This window comes from Saccharopolyspora erythraea NRRL 2338 (genome assembly GCF_000062885.1).
GTDB lineage: Bacteria > Actinomycetota > Actinomycetes > Mycobacteriales > Pseudonocardiaceae > Saccharopolyspora_D > Saccharopolyspora_D erythraea.
The window spans coordinates 7,910,716-7,928,843 of the sequence record NC_009142.1; the positions used below are offsets into that span (position 1 = coordinate 7,910,716).

The 18,128-nt window shown below is 71.9% G+C and carries 21 protein-coding genes; 15 read left to right on the top strand and 6 right to left on the bottom strand.

All coding sequences use genetic code 11. From position 1 onward, the window contains the following. Positions 1 to 14: 14 nt before the first annotated feature. The 5 genes from SACE_RS34285 (at position 15) to SACE_RS34305 (ending at position 3,366) form a co-directional block, all read left to right on the top strand. The gene (locus tag SACE_RS34285) at positions 15 to 830 is read left to right on the top strand and encodes an LmeA family phospholipid-binding protein (protein WP_009949188.1); all 816 of its coding nucleotides are present in this window, start codon (positions 15 to 17) and stop codon (positions 828 to 830) included. Next, a complete protein-coding gene (locus SACE_RS34290) occupies positions 827 to 1,267 on the top strand; it encodes a TlpA family protein disulfide reductase (RefSeq protein ID WP_009949187.1) in 441 nt (146 codons plus the stop codon). Before SACE_RS34285 ends, SACE_RS34290 begins: the two co-directional genes overlap by 4 nt. A gap of 466 nt (positions 1,268 to 1,733) precedes the next feature. Continuing rightward, positions 1,734 to 2,183, top strand: coding sequence for a DUF4395 domain-containing protein (locus SACE_RS34295; RefSeq protein ID WP_011875252.1), 450 nt, complete (start codon positions 1,734 to 1,736; stop codon positions 2,181 to 2,183). 29 nt (positions 2,184 to 2,212) lie between these two features. After that, entirely contained in the window at positions 2,213 to 3,058 is an 846-nt protein-coding gene (locus tag SACE_RS34300) for a sulfurtransferase (RefSeq protein ID WP_009949184.1), read from the top strand. A gap of 2 nt (positions 3,059 to 3,060) precedes the next feature. Next, entirely contained in the window at positions 3,061 to 3,366 is a 306-nt protein-coding gene (locus SACE_RS34305; RefSeq protein WP_011875253.1) for a DUF1416 domain-containing protein, read from the top strand. 164 nt (positions 3,367 to 3,530) lie between these two features. Here SACE_RS34305 and SACE_RS34310 read toward each other — a convergent pair whose 3' ends face one another. Beyond that, positions 3,531 to 4,286: a class I SAM-dependent methyltransferase gene (locus tag SACE_RS34310; RefSeq protein WP_009949182.1), complete on the bottom strand. Its 756-nt coding sequence runs from the start codon at positions 4,284 to 4,286 to the stop codon at positions 3,531 to 3,533. A 229-nt stretch (positions 4,287 to 4,515) separates the two neighbouring features. On the opposite strand from SACE_RS34310, the gene SACE_RS34315 reads away from it, so the two are divergent. Continuing rightward, positions 4,516 to 5,154: a heme-binding beta-barrel domain-containing protein gene (locus tag SACE_RS34315; protein WP_009949180.1), complete on the top strand. Its 639-nt coding sequence runs from the start codon at positions 4,516 to 4,518 to the stop codon at positions 5,152 to 5,154. A 179-nt stretch (positions 5,155 to 5,333) separates the two neighbouring features. Here SACE_RS34315 and SACE_RS34320 read toward each other — a convergent pair whose 3' ends face one another. Continuing rightward, positions 5,334 to 6,182 (bottom strand): aminodeoxychorismate lyase, encoded by an 849-nt coding sequence (locus SACE_RS34320; RefSeq protein ID WP_009949178.1) that lies wholly within the window; start codon positions 6,180 to 6,182, stop codon positions 5,334 to 5,336. Positions 6,183 to 6,304: 122 nt separating this feature from the next. Between SACE_RS34320 and SACE_RS34325 the strand changes: the two genes are divergently transcribed. The 6 genes from SACE_RS34325 (at position 6,305) to SACE_RS34350 (ending at position 11,230) form a co-directional block, all read left to right on the top strand. Beyond that, complete coding sequence (locus SACE_RS34325) at positions 6,305 to 6,748, top strand: Fur family transcriptional regulator (RefSeq protein WP_009949177.1); 444 nt, start codon at positions 6,305 to 6,307, stop codon at positions 6,746 to 6,748. Beyond that, positions 6,745 to 7,887, top strand: coding sequence for a CAF17-like 4Fe-4S cluster assembly/insertion protein YgfZ (gene ygfZ, locus SACE_RS34330; RefSeq protein WP_031334202.1), 1,143 nt, complete (start codon positions 6,745 to 6,747; stop codon positions 7,885 to 7,887). Before SACE_RS34325 ends, ygfZ begins: the two co-directional genes overlap by 4 nt. A 106-nt stretch (positions 7,888 to 7,993) precedes the next feature. Next, positions 7,994 to 8,710 carry a 3-keto-5-aminohexanoate cleavage protein gene (locus SACE_RS34335; protein WP_009949173.1) on the top strand — a complete coding sequence of 239 codons (717 nt, stop codon included), beginning with the start codon at positions 7,994 to 7,996 and terminating at the stop codon, positions 8,708 to 8,710. Positions 8,711 to 8,777: 67 nt separating this feature from the next. Next, positions 8,778 to 9,338: an RsiG family protein gene (locus SACE_RS34340; protein ID WP_009949172.1), complete on the top strand. Its 561-nt coding sequence runs from the start codon at positions 8,778 to 8,780 to the stop codon at positions 9,336 to 9,338. Between the two features lie 52 nt (positions 9,339 to 9,390). Further along, the gene (locus SACE_RS34345; RefSeq protein WP_009949170.1) at positions 9,391 to 10,341 is read left to right on the top strand and encodes an asparaginase; all 951 of its coding nucleotides are present in this window, start codon (positions 9,391 to 9,393) and stop codon (positions 10,339 to 10,341) included. An 85-nt stretch (positions 10,342 to 10,426) separates the two neighbouring features. Then, entirely contained in the window at positions 10,427 to 11,230 is an 804-nt protein-coding gene (locus SACE_RS34350; RefSeq protein ID WP_009949169.1) for a methyltransferase domain-containing protein, read from the top strand. 144 nt (positions 11,231 to 11,374) lie between these two features. On the opposite strand, the gene SACE_RS34355 is transcribed toward SACE_RS34350, so the two are convergent. Beyond that, complete coding sequence (locus SACE_RS34355; protein WP_009949168.1) at positions 11,375 to 12,259, bottom strand: DUF8083 family protein; 885 nt, start codon at positions 12,257 to 12,259, stop codon at positions 11,375 to 11,377. A gap of 292 nt (positions 12,260 to 12,551) precedes the next feature. Here SACE_RS34355 and SACE_RS34360 point away from each other — a divergent pair, with 292 nt between their 5' ends. After that, complete coding sequence (locus SACE_RS34360; protein ID WP_009949167.1) at positions 12,552 to 12,731, top strand: DUF3073 domain-containing protein; 180 nt, start codon at positions 12,552 to 12,554, stop codon at positions 12,729 to 12,731. An 874-nt stretch (positions 12,732 to 13,605) separates the two neighbouring features. On the opposite strand, the gene SACE_RS34365 is transcribed toward SACE_RS34360, so the two are convergent. Further along, positions 13,606 to 14,064 (bottom strand): DUF4396 domain-containing protein, encoded by a 459-nt coding sequence (locus SACE_RS34365; RefSeq protein WP_011875256.1) that lies wholly within the window; start codon positions 14,062 to 14,064, stop codon positions 13,606 to 13,608. A gap of 53 nt (positions 14,065 to 14,117) precedes the next feature. Here SACE_RS34365 and SACE_RS34370 point away from each other — a divergent pair, with 53 nt between their 5' ends. Together SACE_RS34370 and SACE_RS34375 are read left to right on the top strand one after the other, a co-directional pair. Then, on the top strand, positions 14,118 to 14,516 hold the full coding sequence (locus SACE_RS34370; protein WP_009949164.1) for a DUF6153 family protein: 399 nt from the start codon (positions 14,118 to 14,120) through the stop codon (positions 14,514 to 14,516). A gap of 72 nt (positions 14,517 to 14,588) precedes the next feature. Next, entirely contained in the window at positions 14,589 to 15,233 is a 645-nt protein-coding gene (locus tag SACE_RS34375; RefSeq protein ID WP_009949163.1) for a DUF305 domain-containing protein, read from the top strand. Between the two features lie 68 nt (positions 15,234 to 15,301). Here the strand turns inward: SACE_RS34375 and purM are convergent, their stop codons facing one another. Both purM and purF read right to left on the bottom strand, forming a co-directional pair. Beyond that, the gene (purM, locus tag SACE_RS34380; protein WP_009949162.1) at positions 15,302 to 16,417 is read right to left on the bottom strand and encodes a phosphoribosylformylglycinamidine cyclo-ligase; all 1,116 of its coding nucleotides are present in this window, start codon (positions 16,415 to 16,417) and stop codon (positions 15,302 to 15,304) included. A gap of 109 nt (positions 16,418 to 16,526) precedes the next feature. Then, positions 16,527 to 18,095 (bottom strand): amidophosphoribosyltransferase, encoded by a 1,569-nt coding sequence (gene purF, locus SACE_RS34385; RefSeq protein WP_044548102.1) that lies wholly within the window; start codon positions 18,093 to 18,095, stop codon positions 16,527 to 16,529. Positions 18,096 to 18,128: the final 33 nt, after the last annotated feature.

Here is an 18,128-nt window from a genome sequence, read left to right on the forward strand (position 1 = left end):
GGACGACGCTCGCCGTGAAGAAGCTCGCCATCACGCTCGTCATCGTCATCGGCCTGCTGGTGGCCGCCGACTTCGGCGCGGCCGCGATCGCCGAGTACCAGGTGTCGAAGAAGATGCGCCAGGAACTGGCCCTCAACGAGGACCCCTCGGTGCGCATCAACGGCTTCCCGTTCCTCTACCAGGCCGCGGTCGGCGACTTCCGGGACGTGCGGCTCGCCGCCCAGGCGGTGAAGGTCGGCCAGCTCAGCGAGGTCGGCATCGAGGCGGACCTGCACCACGCGCGCGTCTCCACGCCCGACGTGGTCGCGGGCAAGGCCGACCGCATCCAGGTCGACGAATTGGTGGGGCGGGTCAAGCTGAAGGCATCCGACGTCGGCCGCTTCATCGGGATCACCGACCTGACCATCAACCCGGCCCCCAAGGACGCCCTCACCAGCGAGGGCGGCTCCTCGGAAGGCTCGGGCGACGCCGATCAGAGCGGTCCCAGCAGCACCGTCGACCGGACCCGGACCACCGTGCAGCTCGACGGGTCGGTCAACATCGCCGGTGAGCAGACCAAGGTCAAGGTGATCGCGGTGCTGTCGCTGCTCAACGGCCAGCTCAAGATCGAGCCGCGCAAGCTCGACATCGTCACCGGCTCCTATGGCGAGATCCCGCTGCCGGAGGTCTTCGAGCGCTCGGTGCTGGAGCAGTTCAACACCAGCCTCGACCCGGGACTGCTGCCGTTCAAGGTCACGCCGACGGCGGTGGGCGTCGAGCGCGGCGCGCTGATCGTGGAAGGCAGCGCGGCCAACGTGACGATCGGGCCGGGCGGGATGACGACGGGATGACCGCCGGGGTGTGGGCGCTGCTCGGCGCGGTGACGGTCGCGCTGGTCTTCGGGCTGGTGTGGCGCAGCCGCGAGGGCAGGGTGCGCGTCCGGGGAGGCAGTGCCGAGGTGACCTTGTACGACAAGCTGCCCGATGAGCTGCGCAGGCGGCTCGACGACGAGCCCGCGGCGCCGGTGACGCTGTTGCAGTTCTCCACCACGTTCTGCGCGCCGTGCAGGCACACCAGGATCCTGCTCGCCGACTTCGCGGGGCGCACCGAGGGCGTGCGCCACGTCGAGGTCGACCTCACCGACCACCCGGAGTGGTCGACGCCGCTTGGGGTGCACCGCACGCCCACGACGCTGGTGCTCGACGGCGCGGGCCGGGAGGTCTTCCGGGTCGGCGGCGTGCCCCGCCGCGACGAGCTGGACGCGGCGCTGCGGCCCCTGCTGGCCTGACGCACGGCCTGGCGGGCACGGCTTCTGCAGGCCCTGTGGCGGGCGGCGGCTGGCGTCCTGGTCGGCCCGCGAAGTCCGGCGGACGGGTTCTGCCTCGGCCGGCCCTGGAGATCGCTGCGGCCTCCGGCGCCTCGGCCGAACGGCCGCCCGCCACCCACGCCGGCTCCACCCGTGGCGGCCCTCTGAACGGCGGTTTCGGGACGCCCGGTCGGCCCAGCGGCGTCTCACCTGGTGAACATCCTTTCCGACACCCGGTCTCCGGAGTAACCTCGCGCTCGTGCACGTTCTGCTGACCAGAAGGCGCGCGGTGGACTACTGCCGCGTGTGCAGCAGCCTGTGTTGGAGGCACTGACCGGGCGGTAGTGCGATGTCCTCGGCGCTTGCGCGGTTGTGCCCCTGCGGGGGTAGGCATCCCACCGCCTGACGAGCTGGCAAGCAAGTCCAACGGTCACCGAAAGGGCCCTCCATGTCCGCCGGATCTCTGGACCCCCGCGGGGTTCGCTTCACCGCAGCGTTGACGAGCGTGATCCTCGCCCTCGGCCTGGTCACCGGGAGCTGGCGCGTGCTGGCCGCCCAGACCGTCCTCTTCGCGATGTGCGCGTTCATCGGGATGCGGCTGAACCCCTGGGGCTACGTGTACCGGCAGACCTTGCAGCCTCGGCTGTCCCCGGTCCCCGAGACCCAGCGCGAGGACCCCGCGCCGGTGCGGTTCTCGCAAGGGGTCGGGTTCGTGTTCACGCTGGTCGCGACGGTCGCCTACGCCGCGGGCTGGACTTCGCTCGGCCTCGTGGCGAACGCCTTCGCGCTGGTGGCGGCACTGCTCAACGCGGCGTTCGGCTACTGCCTCGGCTGCCAGATGTACCTGGTGCTCCGTCGGTTCGCACCGGCCGGACTGTCCACAACAGACACTCGATAACCGACGAGATTGGAAGAAGGAGTCGCTCGATGAGTCGTGAAGAGGTCCTGGTCTCCACCGATTGGGCCGAGCAGAACCTGAACACCGACGGTGTCGTGTTCGCGGAGGTGGACGAGGACACGACCGCCTACGACGGCGGCCACATCCCCGGGGCCATCAAGCTGGACTGGAAGAACGAGCTGCAGGACCACGTCCGCCGCGACTTCGTCAACCGGGAGGGCTTCGAGAAGCTGCTGTCCGCCAAGGGCATCGGCAACGACGACACCGTGATCCTCTACGGCGGCAACAACAACTGGTTCGCCGCCTACGCGTACTGGTACTTCAAGCTGTACGGGCACTCCGACGTCAAGCTGCTCGACGGCGGCCGCAAGAAGTGGGAGCTCGACGGCCGCGAGCTGACCAAGGAGGAGCCGAACCGGGCCGCCACCGCCTACAAGGCGCAGGAGCCCGACGCCTCCATCCGCGCCTTCCGCGACGAGGTCGTCGACGCGATCGGCAACAAGAACCTCGTCGACGTGCGGTCGCCTGACGAGTTCGCCGGCAAGCTGCTGGCCCCGGCGCACCTGCCGCAGGAGTCCGCGCAGCGCGCCGGCCACATCCCGTCGGCGATCAACGTGCCGTGGAGCAAGGCCGCCAACGAGGACGGCACCTTCAAGTCCGACGAGGAGCTGAAGCAGGTCTACGGCGAGGCCGGGCTGGACACCGACAAGGACACCATCGCCTACTGCCGGATCGGGGAGCGCTCGTCGCACACCTGGTTCGTGCTCCGGGAACTGCTCGGGCACACCAACGTCAAGAACTACGACGGTTCGTGGACCGAGTACGGCTCGCTGGTCGGCGTGCCGATCGAGAACCCCCAGGAACAGGGAGCGTGAGCATGAGCGCCAACGGATGCGGTGCGCCGCAGCAGGGCACCACGACGGTCGCCGCCGACACCGACCAGGTGGTGGTGACCGGCAAGGTGCGCGCCGGTGACCAGCCGGTGGGCGGTGCGTTCGTCCGGCTGCTGGACGGCTCCGGCGAGTTCACCGCCGAGGTCGTGTCGTCGGCAGAGGGCGAGTTCACCTTCTACGCGGCGCCGGGCAGCTGGACCGTCCGCGCGCTGCACCGGGACGGCAAGGGCCAGGCCGATGTCTCCGCCGAGGGCCCGGGCTTCCACCCGGTGGACATCGCGGTGGCCTGACGGCTGAAGCAGGTCGAAGGGGCCGGTGCCGACCGCGGCACCGGCCCCTTCTGCATCTCGGAGCTTGCTTTCGGTCTCCGAAGCGGCGCAGCCGCTCGGCCCACCCCGCGACCAGCACCGCCGCGGGTTCTCAGGCGTTCTCCGGCGAGGACAGCTCTCGGTGCTCAGCGGCCCGCGGCGGCCTTGGAGTGCAGCAGCGCGAACGCGCGCTCGTCGCGGTCCTGGGCAGCCGGGTCCGACCCCTCGGTGCAGCCCACGGTGACGAAGTCGAGCACGTCCCAGCCGGTGCGGTCGAAGAGCCTGCGCAGGCCGGTCTCGGAGAAGATCCAGAAGTTGGTGGCGTCGTTGTTGGCCTCCCGCGGGTCCAGCAGGTAGGCCACCGGCTGGTCCTTCAGACGGGTCTGGTGGTCGGGCGCGAGCTGGGCGATCCGGGTGGAGACGAAGCACAGGTCGGCCCGCGCCGACAGCGCCTCCAGCACGTAGAACGGGTTCTTCAGGTGGTAGAGCAGCCCGAGGAAGAACACCGCGTGGTAGTGCTCTGCGGGCAGGCCGAACTGGCTGTCCAGGTCGATCTCGTGCACCCGCGTGGATGACGACAGCTCCTCAACCAGCCGCCGCGCGCCGCGAAGGCCGTTGAAGTTGGTCGGCGCGTTGTCGATCAGGTCGACCTGGCAGCCGAGCTCGGACTCCAGGAAGAAGCCGAAGTCGCCGTCGGCCGCGCCGATGTCGGCGATGCGGCCGCCCGCGATGGAGTCGAACACCGAGCGCCGCGGCCCGGACAGCAGCGCGTCCAGGTGCAGGATGTTGGCCATCGTGTCGTACGGGTACCAGCCGAACTCGGCGGGCGCGATCTTCTCCTTGCGGGCGAGCAGGTCCTCCCGGAAGGCCAGCGCCCGCTCGCGCAGGGTGTCGAAGTCCATCAGTTCCGTCCAGTTCCTCACCTGATGCGTCGCCCCAGATCATGCCGGACGCCACACCCCACCGGGGGCTCGCGGTGGTTATCCTCTTGCACGTGGATCTGATTGACTTCCTGCACTACTCGCTCGTCGGCATGCTCGGCCTCGCCACCGTCGCGGTGCTGTGGTTCGCCTTCTACGTGGTGTACCGCCTCTACAACGACTGAGCTCCTGACCAGGTAACCTTCGTCCGATGACTTCGAGTGACCAGCCGGAGCGCGGCTCGGGCGACGCGGCCGTGCAGGCCGCCGCCGAGCGCGCCGAGCAGACCCGCGGGCGCAACGTCCCGCAGTTCGACGACCTGCCCGGCGTCGGCGACACCGCGAACCTGCGGCTCGGCCCGGAGCTGAACCAGGCGTGCCTGGCGCTGCTGCCGCTGGTCGGCGTGTGGCGCGGCGACGGCGAGGCCAAGCACCCGTCGCTGGAGGAGTCCTATTGGTTCCGCCAGCAGGTGTCCTTCGCCCACGACGGACGGCCGTTCCTGTTCTACGAGAGCCGCGCGTGGCGCCTCGACCGCGAGGGCGGCGAGGTCGTCGCCCCGGACTTCCGCGAGGTCGGCTGGCTGCGTCCGCAGCCCGACGACACCATCGAGTTCCTGCTGGTGCACTCCGGCGGCCTCTCGGAGATGTTCTTCGGCAAGCCGCGCAACCAGACCACCTGGGAGTTCGGCACCGACGCGGTGGTCCGCACGCCCAGCGCCGAGGACGCCACCGCCGCGAGCCGCCTCTACGGCGTCGTCGAGGGCGCGCTGGCCTACGTCGAGGAGCGCGCGACCTCCGAGCACGAGCTCCAGCCGCGCCTGTCGGCCAAGCTGGACCGCGTCGTCGGCTGACCTTGCAGAACCCGCGAAGGGCCCGCTCGTGCGCGAGCGGGCCCTTCGTGCTGACAGCCTGTCTTTGATCTTTGCAGCGGCGCCGGCTGCTCGGCCCACCCTCGGAGCCAGAGGGCGCCTGAGGTTCCGCCACCGGAGCCGCCGCGCGAGGTGAGTCCGAAGACGGCCGCTGAGCGGGCTCAGTAGTTCGACTCGTAGAGCTTGCTGAGCTCGGCGTGCAGGTCGGCGTCGGCGGGGATGCGGGTGCCGTCGACGGTGTGCACCTGGGTGAGCAGCCGGACGCTGGAGGCCAGCCAGAGCCCGTCGGCCCGCAGCAGCTCCTCGGCGGAGAAGGTCTCCACCCGGGTCTGCCAGCCCGCCTCCTCCGCGGCGCGGAACACCGCGCCCTGCGTGGTGCCGCGCAGGATGCCGGTGCTCGGCGGCGTGGTGTAGAGGGTGCGGCCCTTGGCGAGCACGACGTTGGAGGTGGGTCCTTCCAGGACCGTACCGTCGGTGGCCACGAAGATGACCTCGTCGGCCCCGCGGGACTCGGCCTCCCGCATCGCGGCCATGTTGACCGCGTAGGACAGCGTCTTGGCCGACAGCAGCAGCCAGGGGGCGCGCTCCATCAGGTCGGGCGCGAAGCCGCGGTCCAGGGTCACCACGGACACGCCGTCGCGGCGCTTGCGGATCGTCTCCGGCCCGATCTGCATGCCCATCGCGAACGCCGACGGGGTGCCGTCGCCGCCGTCGACGCCGCGCGAGCAGACCAGCTTGAGCGCCATCTCCCGGTCGGTGTCCCACGGCCAGTTGTCGATGACGGTGCGGACCGCGCGCTCCCACGCGGCGCGCTCCGGCAGCCGCATCTCGAGCAGCCGGGCGGAGCGCTCCAGCCGGTCCAGGTGCGGCCCGAGCTCACGCGGCTTGCGGTCGGCGACCAGGATCGTCTCGAAGACGCCGTCCCCGCGCATCACGCTGAGGTCGTCGGCGCGCAGCAGCGGCGCCTCCGGATCGGCCAGGGTCCCGTCTAGAAGTGCCAGTACGCGCATGAGCGCAGCCTAGAACGTCCTGTCCCGCCACGACCGGCGGCGTCCGGCTGCGACCCGGTCCGCGGCTGCGCGGAGTTACGATCGATGAGGCCAAGCCGACGCGCCGACCACAGGAGCAGGCAGTGACAGACCGGGGATCGCTGCGCAGCACCCTGCACCAGCGCGGCATGCGGATGACCCCGCAGCGCCAGCTCGTGCTGGACGCGGTGCGCGAGCTGGAGCACGCCACGCCGGAGCAGGTCTGCAAGCGGGTGCAGGGCACCGCCGCGACGGTCAACATCACCACCGTCTACCGGGCGCTGGACCTGCTGGAGGAGCTCGGGCTGGTCCGCCACACCCACCTCGGGCACGGCGCCCCCACCTACTCGGTCGAAGAGCACGAGCACGTGCACCTGGTGTGCCACCGCTGCGACGACATCGACGAGGTCCCGACCGAGCTGCTCGGCGACCTCGCCGACCGGCTCGACGCGGCGCGCGGCTTCGCCCTGGACGCCACGCACCTGGCGTTGTCCGGTGTGTGCCGCAAGTGCCGCGAAGCAAACCCCCACGTCGAGGAGCGTCGATGAAATCACCCTTGCTGGAGCTGCCCGGCGCGGTCCCGCCGCCGGACGACTCGGCGGACGCCGGAGTGCCCTGGCACTTCGGCGACCCGTTCGCCGAGCAGCGCTCCGCGACCAGGTCGGCCGTGGTGGTCGACCGGTCGCACCGGCAGGTGATCGCGGTGCCCGGCGAGGAACGGCTGAGCTGGCTGCACCTGGTCCTCTCGCAGCACATGACCGAGCTCCCGGACGGCCGGGCGACCGAGGCGCTGGTGCTGGACAGCCACGGCCACGTCGACTGCCACGTGATGGTCGCCCACCACGACGGCGTGGTGTACCTGGACACCGAGCCGGGCGCGCAGGCGACCAGCGCGCTGCCGAGCCTCGGCGTGGACGGCAGGCAGTCGCTGCTGGAGTACCTGGAGGCGATGCGGTTCTGGTCCAAGGTCGAGCCGCGCGACGCGAGCGAGGAGTTCGCGCTGCTGTCGGTCATCGGCCCGGACGCCGCGCAGCTCCTGTCGAAGTTCGCGACCGTCCCATCCGGCGGCGACGAGGTGGCCGGATTGCCGGGCGGCGGTTTCGTCCGGACGGTCCCGTTCCGCGGGCTGTTCACCGCGGACCTCGTGGTGCCCCGCGCGGACCTGGTCGAGTGGTGGACGAAGCTGACCGACGCGGGTATGCGTCCGGCCGGGACGATGGCCTACGACGCGTTGCGCGTCGAGGCGCTGCGGCCGAGGGTCGGCTTCGAGACCGACGACCGCGCGATCCCGCACGAACTGGGCTGGGTGCACGTCGCCGCACACGTCGCCAAGGGCTGCTACCGCGGTCAGGAGACCGTGTCCAAGGTGCACAACGTCGGCAAGCCGCCGCGGCGGATGGTGCTGCTGCACCTGGACGGCTCGGTGGAGATCCGGCCGGAGACCGGTGATCCGGTGTGGCACGGGGAGCGCAAGGTCGGCCGGGTCGGGACGGTGGTCCTGCACCACGAGCTGGGCCCGATCGCGCTGGCGCTGCTCAAGCGCACCGCACCGGTGGACGCCGAGCTGGTGGCGGGCGACCCGGAACAGGACCGGGCGGTCGCCGCGGCCGTCGACCCGGACTCGGTCCCGCCGGACACCGGCGAACCGCCGGGGCGGATCGCCGCGCAGGGCCTGAAGGGCCGCTGATCATCCGCCGCGCACCCGCGCCGGCCGCCGCCCGGCGCGGCCGGGGGAGCCGAGTGGTGCGAACGATCCCCGCGCGCCGGGGCCGCGCTGTGCCAGTATCGACGGCATGACAGCTCTGCCGAAGGGCACGGTCCTGTCCGTGGCACCGACGGGCGTGCACTCCGCCGACGACGTACCGGGTCTGCCGGTCGCGCCGGAGGAGGTCGCCCGCGCGGTGGCCGACTGCGAGCGCGTCGGGGCGTCGGTGGTCGACCTGGTCCCCCGGGCCGACACCGTGCTGGCCGACGTGGTGATGGCGGTGCGGGAGCGGTCGGCGCAGCTCATCCGCATCACGGCGCACGCCCGTTCCGAGCCGCTGGGCGCGCTGCTGGACTCCGGCGCCGACATCGTCGTCTGCCCGCTCGGCGCGCCCGCCGGGTTCGCCGACGACCTGCGGGCGCGGGCCGCCGCGCTGGGCATCACCGTCCACTACGAGGCGACCAGCCTCGACGAGCTGCGGAAGCTGCCCCCGGACGCCTCGCACGTCGTGCTGGTGTTTGACGGGCAGGGTATGCCTGGTGACGTGCGGACGTTCTCGGCGGCGATCGAGCTGCTGCCCGAAGGGGTCTCCTACACCGCGGCCGGTGCGGGAGACGCGAGCATGCCGGTGATGCTGGCGGCGCTGGCCGCGGGCGGGCACCTGCGGGTCGGGCTGGCCGACACCACCGAGTACGCCGAGGACACCCCGGCCCGCGACAACGCGCAGCTCGTCGCGCGTGCCGCCGGACTGGCCAAGATCGCCCAACGACCTCCGCTGGCCGACGCCGCGGAGGTCCTCACCTGACAGCAGTGCCCGGACGAGGTCAGCGGAAGTGCTGGCGGGTACGCACGAGTTACCGGAGGATGGACACGTGATCGAAGTCCGCCCGGGTGGACGGCGCCGAATCGACAGGGTCCTGTCCCCGGATTACGCCAGTGGCATCGAGGAACGCGAGCTGGGCGAGGTCCGCCGGCTGCGCGACGAGGCCGCCCAGGAGGAGACCGACCTCTCCTACCTGCGCAGGGTGCTGCACGCGCGGATCGACATCGTGCGCGCCGAGCAGCGCAGGCGCCGCGACGGCGGCTCCGCCTCGGTCGTCGAGCAGCTGGTCAACATCCTGTCCGACAACGCGGTCGGCCCGGCCGCCGGTTCCGGGCGGTACCAGACGATCGAGCCGTCGCGGGCCGAGGCGCACCGCAGGCACGTCGAGGCGCTGGTGTCCGACGTCGACCTGTCGGACGTGATGTCGCTGTCGGACGCCAAGCTCGACACCACGCTGCACCACTACACCGCCGAGGAGGACTCGGTGTCGCAGCGGCGCCGCGAGGTGCAGCAGGTGGTCGACCGGCTCAACGCCGAGATCGCCCGCCGCTACCGGGAGGGCGCGGCCTCGGTCGACCAGCTCCTGGCGGAGGAACGCGACAAGTCGTGAGGGGTGGCGCGCCGGCGGACCTGGTTGGACCAACGACCCACCGGGTCCGGTCGTGAACGGCCCGGTCCCGCTGGTCGAGGTCGTCCGCGACGGCATGCGCGAGGGCCTGCACCACGGCTCGGTCGTCGTGCTCGGCGCCGACGGCTCGGTGCTGCGCGCGGTGGGCGATGTGGACTCCCCGATGTACCCGCGCTCCTCGAACAAGCCCGCGCAGGTCGTCGGCATGCTGCGGGCGGGGCTGGAGCTGCCCGACGACGCCGACGTCGCGCTCGCCGCCGCGTCCCACAACGGCGAGCCCGACCACGTCCGCCGCGCCCGGGAGGTGCTGCGCAGGCACGGTCTCGCCGAGGACGCGCTCGGTTGCCCACCGGACTGGCCCCTGCTCGACAGCGCGAGGGACGCGCTGATCGCTCAGGGCCACGGCAAGCGGCCGATCACCATGAACTGCTCGGGAAAGCACGCGGCGATGCTCGCCACGTGCGTCCTGCGCGGCTGGTCCACAGAGGACTACCTCGATCCGCGCCACCCGTTGCAGGTGGCGTTGTGCGACGCGGTGGCGGATCTGTGCGGCGAGCAGGTGCGGGTGACCGCAGTGGACGGTTGCGGCGCGCCGCTGTTCGCGATGTCGCTGACCGGACTGGCACGCATGTTCCGGAACCTGGCCCTCAGCGGTGATCTCCGCCGCCGCGTGGCCGACTCGATGCGCGGCCACCCCTGGCTCGTCGCGGGGACCGGCAGGCTGGACACGGAGCTGATGCGGGCGGTTCCGGGGCTGCTGTCCAAGGAGGGCGCGGAGGGCGTCTTCGCCTTCGCGCTGCCCGACGGGCGCGCGGTCGCGGTGAAGATCGCCGACGGCGCGGCGCGGGGCAGGGCCCCGGTCGCCGTCGGTGCGCTGCGGGCGCTCGGTGTGGACGGCACCGCGCTCGACGCGCTGGCCGAACCGCCGGTGCTCGGCGGAGGCCGGCCGGTCGGCGCCGCGCGCCTGCTGCCGGACGTCTTCTGACCCTCCGCGGCACTTCCGCCACCAGCACCTCGCGATTAATCTGTTCGCATGTTGACACTGTCGTTCCGCATCGCGGGATACGCCCATGTGCGCTGACCAGTACACGCACGGCCACCACGAGAGCGTGCTGCGCTCGCACCGCTGGCGGACGGCGGAGAACTCGGCGGCCTACCTGATCCCGCACCTGCGTCCCGGCCAGGACGTCCTCGACGTCGGCTGCGGACCGGGAACGATCACAGTGGACCTCGCCGAGCTGGTCGGCCCCGGCACGGTCCTGGGCGTCGACAACGTCGACGAACCACTGCGGACCGCACGAGCCGAGGCCGAGGCGAGGGGCACCGCCAACGTCGCGTTCCGCACCGCCGACGTCTACCGCCTGCCGTTCCCCGACGACTCCTTCGACGTCGTGCACGCCCACCAGGTGCTGCAACACCTCACCGACCCGGTCGCCGCGCTCCGCGAGATGCGCCGGGTCTGCCGCACCGGCGGCGTCGTGGCCGCACGCGACGCCGACTACGGCGGCATGCGCTGGTCACCCGACAACAGCGGGCTGGCCGACTGGCTCGACCTCTACCGCCGCGTGGCGCACCGCAACGAGGCCTACCCGGACGGCGGCCGGATGCTCAGGGGCTGGGCGCTGGAGGCCGGCTTCACCGACGTCACATGCACCGCGACCGCGTGGTGCTTCGCGACGCTGGAGGAACGGGCGTGGTGGGGCGGCCTGTGGGCGGACCGGGTCCGCATGACGTCCTTCGCCGAGCAGGCCGTCGCCGCCGGACTGGCCACGCGGGAGCGGCTCGACGAGCTGGCCGCCGCGTGGCACGAGTGGACCGAGGCCGCCGACGGCTGGTTCGCCGTCCTCAACGGCGAGATCATCTGCCACCCCTAGCCACCCGCGCGGCTCGGAGGTCGGTCGCCGTCGGCCGGCTCGTAGCCGATCGTGATCGGCCGGCATGGTCGCCGGTCCGCGGCCCCGCTCGCAGGTCGGTCGCCACCGGCCGGCAGGGGCACTGCCGGCGGCTCAGCGCGTCGATCAGTTGTAGCGCTCGTGGGCGGCGAACTCGGACCAGAAGTCGCGCAGGGCCTCGTAGCGCTCGCCGACCTCGCCCGCGTCGCCGGACTCCATCGCGTCGACGATCGCGTGCACGTCCTCGGCCGAGGTGTCGGCCATCAGGTCGCTGTCGCTCATCATCTGCACCAGGCCGCCGTAGTCCAGCTCGACGGCGGAGTGCGGGTGGAAGCGCTCCAGCCAGCGGCCGGTCTCCCGCAGGATCTTGGTCGGCCCCTCCTCGCCGAGCGACTCCCGCGCCACCGAGTGCGCCCGCGCGACGCGGCGGCGGGCGTCGGCCATCGGAGCCCGCCAGGAGACCCGCTTGCGGGTGCCGTCCGACGAGGCGACCAGCCGGCGCTCGGTGGGGTCGACCAGCACGAACCAGGGCAGCGGGACCGTCCACGTCGACGACAGCACGTGCACCGCCTTGCCCGCGAGCTCCCCGACCACCGCGCTGGCGCGGACCCTGGCCTTCTCCACCGGCAGCGACAGCACTGCCGATCGCAGCGGTATCTCGGCCTCGCCGAGGAAGCCGACCAGCGCCGCGGCCGACCGGCCGCGCAGGTCCATCGGGCACACCAGCGGGCCGGGCCCCACGGTGGCGGCGGGTCCGGTGGGGACGTCATGCGGCTCCAGGACCATGACCTCCCGAGCCTCCAGCGCCTGCCCGTCCGGCGACTCGCCGGGCAGCAGCCGGGGCGGGGCCGCGACCTGGCTGCGCAGCCACATGTCCTGTTCGCGGACCCCCGCCTCGAAGGGCTCCACCGGGCCGTTGCGCACCGCCGAGGCAAGCGCCTCGCGCAGCGGGGAGTCGAATGAGGACAAGGGTTCGTACACCCTCAGGTAGGCGACGAACGGCTCTGGCACAGCGAGCATCGTCCCATGCCCGGCGGGGACGGCTTCGGCTGGCCGCTCAGGCGTTCCGGGAGGCCCGGACCGACCGGCCGGAACGCCCGCGAAGCGGGCGCCGGCGGCACCGTGCCGACCCGCGCCGGAGGGGTGGGGCATACATCACCGAAGACACGTCGACTCAGTGCAGGCACCACGTCGCATCGAACCGCATCGACACGGTACGGTAGTTACAGGAAAAGTTGTCGAGATCATGCGGGGCCGCCGTTCCCCTGGCCGCCCCGCGCACCCTGCGCGAGGGGGTCGAGCCATGGGGCGCGGCCGGGCTAAGGCCAAGCAGACGAAGGTGGCCCGCGAGCTTAAGTACAGCTCCCCCGCCATGGACGTCGAGGCATTGCAGCGCGAGCTGTCCTCGGAGTCACCTGGCGAGCGGTCCGACGAGGACCGCGACGACTCATACGACGACGGGTACGACGACTACCGGCGTTGACGCACAAGTCCACCGAGTGAGCAGCACGCAGGTGCTGCTCACTCGGTGGTCTGTGCTGCCGGAAGCCGCCGTGATCCAACCCGTGGCGGGTGGGTTGACGAGCTGTGGTCACCACGTGCCCGTCCGGTGTGCGGCGATGAGCTCCACGACGCACACCCGACGGGCATGAAAATCCCTATTCGAATCCGACGACCGACGTGAGTGGCATCGCCGACCCGGCGACCGCCGCTCGCGTCGATGTCGTGCCCTGGGACCGAACACCTTGCGGGCAAGACCGAGCGCAGTGCGGAGAAGGCACCTCAAGCGGATCGGTACCACCGGCGACGGAACTCCGGTTTCCAGCGGCAATCCCGCGCACGGTGCAGCCGTCGCGCAGCAAGCGCACTCTCCGCCCGAAATTGGGCCGCACCTGCGGATGAGCGCATCCGAGCCGGGAAACACCGTTTCGAGCCGGAATACGCCGCGGCTGGTTGCCATCCCAGGTCGGAACGCCGCGGTACCAGCTCGCTCCGCGAGCCACCACGTCCCAATCCGAACCCGTGAGCAGCGGAGAAACCCGCTCCGCACCTGGAAGACGTGGGGCTGGTCCGAGACGAGGCCGGGAACGCTCCACGAAGTTGAGGAGCACCGGGCGAAGCGACCACCGCACCGCGGGGGCCTGCGGGGGCTCGGCCCCCGCAAAGAAAACGAGGCCCGAGCGAAGGCGCGCAGCGCCGAAGAAGCGAGGGCCGGTGTGCGGGCCGCCTCTCGGCGGGTGGCTCTGCAAGGCTCCAGCCGAACGGTATTCCAAGCAGGCGATTGTTGGAGCCCGGGGGCACGCGCACACCGGCTCCCCGTACAACGGGCGAACGCGGCGGATGATTCCCGGTGCGGTTCAGTCGTTGTGGTGAACGTGGTGGACGACGGCGTGGCCCTTGCCACGGCTGATCATCCACCTGTTCAGCGGCCAGGTCACCACGAAGGCCACCGCCAGCGAGAACGCCAGCGCCGCCCAGAACAGCAACGACAGCGGTCCGGCGTCCATCGCGCCGGGAACGATGACCATGACCGCGTTGTCCACGATCTCCATGACCGCGATGGACAGCGTGTCGGCGGCCAGCGCGAGCTTGAGCGCGGCGGCGAGGCCGACTCCGGCGCGCAGGACGCCGCGCATGGTCAGCGCGTAGCCGAACACGAACGCGAGGGCGACCGCGAGCACGATGGTCGTCGCGTCGTGGAAGCCGAGCGCGGTGCCGATCACCATGCCGAGGACCTCGCCGATCGCGCAGCCCGTCAGGCAGTGCAGCGTCGCCGATGCCGCCATCGACCAGGAAGCCTTGGGCGTCGTCGTCATGAGCTCACCCCCGCACCCCGCAACGCTTACCCCCTGGGGGTACATTCCCGGGTATGCGGACGAACCGGCGAGGCGGTGGGCTGACCCGCCTGGTCCTCATCGCGCTCGTCCTGTTCGGCGTCGTGGCGATGCACCAGCTCCCGGTGCCGCACGAGACGCCGCCACCGACCGCGGTGGAGCACGTCCACAGCGCGCACGACGCGCAAGCGCAGCACCACGAGCGGTCGAGCTCGGACTGCTGCGACGTGCAGGGCTCCGGCCATTCCCACCTGCACCTGTGCCTGGCGATCATCGCCGCCGCCGCGCTGGGGCTGCTGGCGCTGTGGTGGGCGGGGACAGCCCGCCCGTTCCGGCGAACGTTGTTCCACCGGCTCATCGACGGCAGGAGGCGGCACCTCCCCCCGCCCTGCGTGGTTCCCGACATCTACCGCCTGCGGGTGCTCCGGCTGTGACGGGTCAGGCCGGTCCGGTTCCCACCGGACCGGAGCCCGGACACGCCCGAGTTCGACCCGAGGAGACTTCCTATGAGCACGCGCTCATTGGCCGCCGCGATGGTGGCCGCTTCCGCACTGTTCGCCGCCGGTTGCGCGACCGGGGGCCAGACCGACACCCCGCCGCCCGCCGCGCCGCACCAGCAGCAGAGCACCTTCAACCAGGCTGACGTCGCGTTCGCCCAGGGCATGGTCCCGCACCACCGCCAGGCGATCGAGATGGCGGACCAGGTGCCGAGCCGCACCACCAACCCCGCCGTCGTCGGCCTCGCGGACCGCATCCGCGCCGCGCAGCAGCCCGAGATCGACCAGCTGAGCGGATGGCTGGCGGCGTGGGGCGCGGCCGGGAGCGGCGGCCACGAAGGCCATGCCCCGGCCGGGCAGCCCGATCAAGGGCACGGCGAGCACGGCCAGGCCGGTCAGTCCGGCGACGGCATGGGTCACGACATGGCCGGGATGATGAGCGCCGAGGACATGCGGGCGCTCGAACAGGCCCGCGGCCCGGCGTTCGACGAGATGTGGCTGCGGATGATGATCGAGCACCACCGCGGCGCCGTGGACATGGCCGCGACCGAGCTGCGGGACGGCCGGAACCCCGAGGCCAAGGCGATGGCCCAGCGGATCACCGACTCGCAGCGGGCCGAGATCGACGAGATGACGGCGCTGCTGGGGCGCTGACGGAGGGCCAGTCGGGCCGGCGCGGAATCCGCGTCGGCCCGACTGGTCTAGTCAGGTGGAGTGCCCCGTCAGAACCGGGGGTGGTTGCCGCGCAGGACGACGCGGTCGTGCTCGCCGGCCTCCTCGACCGTCGGCTGCTTGGCGACCTCGCCCAGCACCCACGCGGGGACGTGGCGGGCGGTGAGCACCGCCAGCGCGCGGTCGACGTCCTCGGCGGTGACCACGGCGACCATGCCGACGCCCATGTTGAACGTCTGCTCCATCTCCGCGGTGTCGACCCGGCCGCGCTGGGCGATCAGCCGGAACACCGGGTCCGGCGTCCAGGTGCCGCGGTCGAGCACGGCCGTCAGGCCCTCCGGGACGACCCGGGCGAGGTTCGCGGCCAGGCCACCACCGGTGACGTGCGCGAACGTGCGGACCTCGGCCTCGGCGGCCAGGGCGAGGCAGTCCTTGGCGTAGATGCGGGTGGGTTCGAGCAGCTCCTCGCCGAGCGTGCGGCCGAACTCCTCGACGTGCCCGGACAGCGGCATCCGCGCGATGTCCAGCAGGACCTTCCTGGCCAGCGAGTACCCGTTGGAGTGCAGGCCGGAGGAGCCCATCGCGATCACCACGTCGCCGGGGCGCACCCGGTCCGGGCCGAGCATCGAGTCGGCCTCGACCACGCCGACGCCGGTCGCCGACACGTCGTACTCGCCCTCGCCCATCAGCCCGGGGTGCTCGGCGGTCTCGCCGCCCAGCAGCGCGCAGCCGGCCTGCACGCAGCCCTCCGAGATGCCCTTGACCACGGCCGCGACCCGCTCCGGCACCACCTTGCCGACGGCGATGTAGTCCTGCAGGAACAGCGGCTCGGCGCCGCAGACGACCAGGTCGTCGACGACCATCGCCACCAGGTCGATGCCGATGGTGTCGTGCAGGTCGAGCGCCTGGGCGACGGCGAGCTTGGTGCCCACGCCGTCGGTGGAGGAGGCCAGCACGGGCTCCTTCCAGCGGTCCAGCTTGAGCTGGAAGAGCCCGGCGAAGCCGCCGAGCGAGCCCAGCACCTCGGGCCGGGTCGCGCGCTGGGCCCAGGGCTTGATCAGCTCGACGGCCTGGTCCCCCGCCTCGATGCTCACGCCCGCCGCGGCGTAGGTGGCGGACGGTTGCTCGTTGTTCACGCTCGACCCCGACAACAGGTCTTCGGACACGACTGGCTCCACATCTGGTGCGAGTTTGCGATTCGCCGACGCGCGACTGTGTAGCACGACCCACGCTACGCGCGTCAGGCGAACCCCTGAGGTATCTGACCGGCCCGGATCAGGGCCGGCGCAGGGCGTCGGCCGCCCCGTAGCCCGCGGGCTGGACCGGCTCGGCCGGCCCGGAGACGCCCCTGTCGCCCATGCCTTCCAGGAGGTACTTGCCGATCTTGGCGTCCTCGGGCAGCGGGATCGGGTACTCGCCGTCGAAGCACGCCGCGCACAGCCGGGTGCGCGGCTGCTCGGTCGCCGCGATCAACCCATCGAGCGACACGTGACCGAGGCTGTCCGCCCCGATCGAGCGACGCACGCCGTCGAGGTCGAGCCCGTTGGCGATCAGCTCCGCGCGGGAGGCGAAGTCGATGCCGTAGAAGCAGGGCCACTTGACCGGCGGCGAAGCGATTCGGACGTGCACCTCGATGGCGCCCGCCTCGCGCAGCATCCGAACCAGGGCGCGCTGGGTGTTGCCGCGCACGATGGAGTCGTCGACCACGACCAGCCGCTTGCCGCGGATGACCTCGCGCAGCGGGTTCAGCTTCAGCCGGATGCCGAGCTGGCGGATGGTCTGCGACGGCTGGATGAAGGTCCGCCCGACGTAGGCGTTCTTGACCAGCCCGTTGCCGTAGGGGATGCCGGAGGCCTGCGCGTAGCCGATCGCGGCGGGCGTGCCGGACTCCGGGACCGGGATGACCAGGTCGGCCTCGACCGGGTGCTCGGCGGCGAGCTTGCGGCCGATCTCGACGCGGGTGCTGTGCACGGACCGGCCGGAGATCGTGGTGTCGGGCCGGGCCAGGTAGACGTACTCGAAGACGCAGCCCTTGGGTTTCGGGTTGGCGAAGTGCGAGGAGCGCAGGCCCTCGGCGTCGATCGCCAGCAGCTCGCCAGGCTCGACCTCGCGCACGAAGGAGGCGCCCACTATGTCCAGCGCCGCCGTCTCGCTGGCCACGACCCAGCCGCGCTCGAGCCTGCCGAGCACCAGCGGGCGCACGCCCTGCGGGTCGCGGGCGGCGTAGAGGGTCGACTCGTCGGCGAAGACCATCGAGAACGCCCCGCGCACGGTCGGGAACAGCTCCATCGCCGCCTGCTCGATGCCCTTGTCCGCGGCGTGCGCGGCGAGCAGCCCGCACACCAGGTCGGAGTCGCTGGTGGCGCGGTCGCAGCCGTTGGCGGGCGAGGAGGTGTTCGCCGAGGAGTCCACGCCCTCGGCGACCACGCGCTCCCGCAGCTCGGCGGTGTTGACCAGGTTGCCGTTGTGGCCCAGCGCCAGGCCGCTGCCGGTGGCGGTGGTGCGGAAGGTGGGCTGCGCGTTCTCCCAGGATCCGCCGCCGGTGGTGGAATAGCGGGCGTGCCCGACGGCGACGTGGCCGCGCAGCGAGGCCAGCACCTGCTCGTTGAACACCTGGCTGACCAGGCCGAGATCCTTGTAGACCAGCACCTGCGAGCCGTCGCCGACGGCGATGCCCGCCGCCTCCTGGCCGCGGTGCTGGAGGGCGAACAGTCCGTAGAAGGTCAGTTTGGCGACTTCCTCGCCCGGCGCCCACACGCCGAACACGCCGCACTCCTCGCGCGGGACGTCGCTCTCCAGCTGGTCGGCTGCCGATGACGCCGACGGCTGAGTTGCCGGGGAAATCGGGGACGAGCTGACTGTCAGGTCCGGGTCGGG

What these genes read in the sequence shown, in the direction of transcription:
- SACE_RS34300 (WP_009949184.1), top strand. Translation starts at nt 2,213, where the DNA reads ATGAGTCGTGAAGAGGTCCTGGTCTCCACCGATTGGGCCGAGCAGAAC.
- SACE_RS34350 (WP_009949169.1), top strand. Translation starts at nt 10,427, where the DNA reads ATGTGCGCTGACCAGTACACGCACGGCCACCACGAGAGCGTGCTGCGC.
- SACE_RS34295 (WP_011875252.1), top strand. Translation starts at nt 1,734, where the DNA reads ATGTCCGCCGGATCTCTGGACCCCCGCGGGGTTCGCTTCACCGCAGCG.
- SACE_RS34320 (WP_009949178.1), bottom strand. Translation starts at nt 6,182, where the DNA reads ATGCGCGTACTGGCACTTCTAGACGGGACCCTGGCCGATCCGGAGGCG.
- ygfZ (WP_031334202.1), top strand. Translation starts at nt 6,745, where the DNA reads ATGAAATCACCCTTGCTGGAGCTGCCCGGCGCGGTCCCGCCGCCGGAC.
- SACE_RS34305 (WP_011875253.1), top strand. Translation starts at nt 3,061, where the DNA reads ATGAGCGCCAACGGATGCGGTGCGCCGCAGCAGGGCACCACGACGGTC.
- SACE_RS34310 (WP_009949182.1), bottom strand. Translation starts at nt 4,286, where the DNA reads ATGGACTTCGACACCCTGCGCGAGCGGGCGCTGGCCTTCCGGGAGGAC.
- SACE_RS34370 (WP_009949164.1), top strand. Translation starts at nt 14,118, where the DNA reads ATGCGGACGAACCGGCGAGGCGGTGGGCTGACCCGCCTGGTCCTCATC.
- SACE_RS34360 (WP_009949167.1), top strand. Translation starts at nt 12,552, where the DNA reads ATGGGGCGCGGCCGGGCTAAGGCCAAGCAGACGAAGGTGGCCCGCGAG.
- SACE_RS34375 (WP_009949163.1), top strand. Translation starts at nt 14,589, where the DNA reads ATGAGCACGCGCTCATTGGCCGCCGCGATGGTGGCCGCTTCCGCACTG.
- SACE_RS34290 (WP_009949187.1), top strand. Translation starts at nt 827, where the DNA reads ATGACCGCCGGGGTGTGGGCGCTGCTCGGCGCGGTGACGGTCGCGCTG.
- SACE_RS34315 (WP_009949180.1), top strand. Translation starts at nt 4,516, where the DNA reads ATGACTTCGAGTGACCAGCCGGAGCGCGGCTCGGGCGACGCGGCCGTG.
- SACE_RS34335 (WP_009949173.1), top strand. Translation starts at nt 7,994, where the DNA reads ATGACAGCTCTGCCGAAGGGCACGGTCCTGTCCGTGGCACCGACGGGC.
- SACE_RS34365 (WP_011875256.1), bottom strand. Translation starts at nt 14,064, where the DNA reads ATGACGACGACGCCCAAGGCTTCCTGGTCGATGGCGGCATCGGCGACG.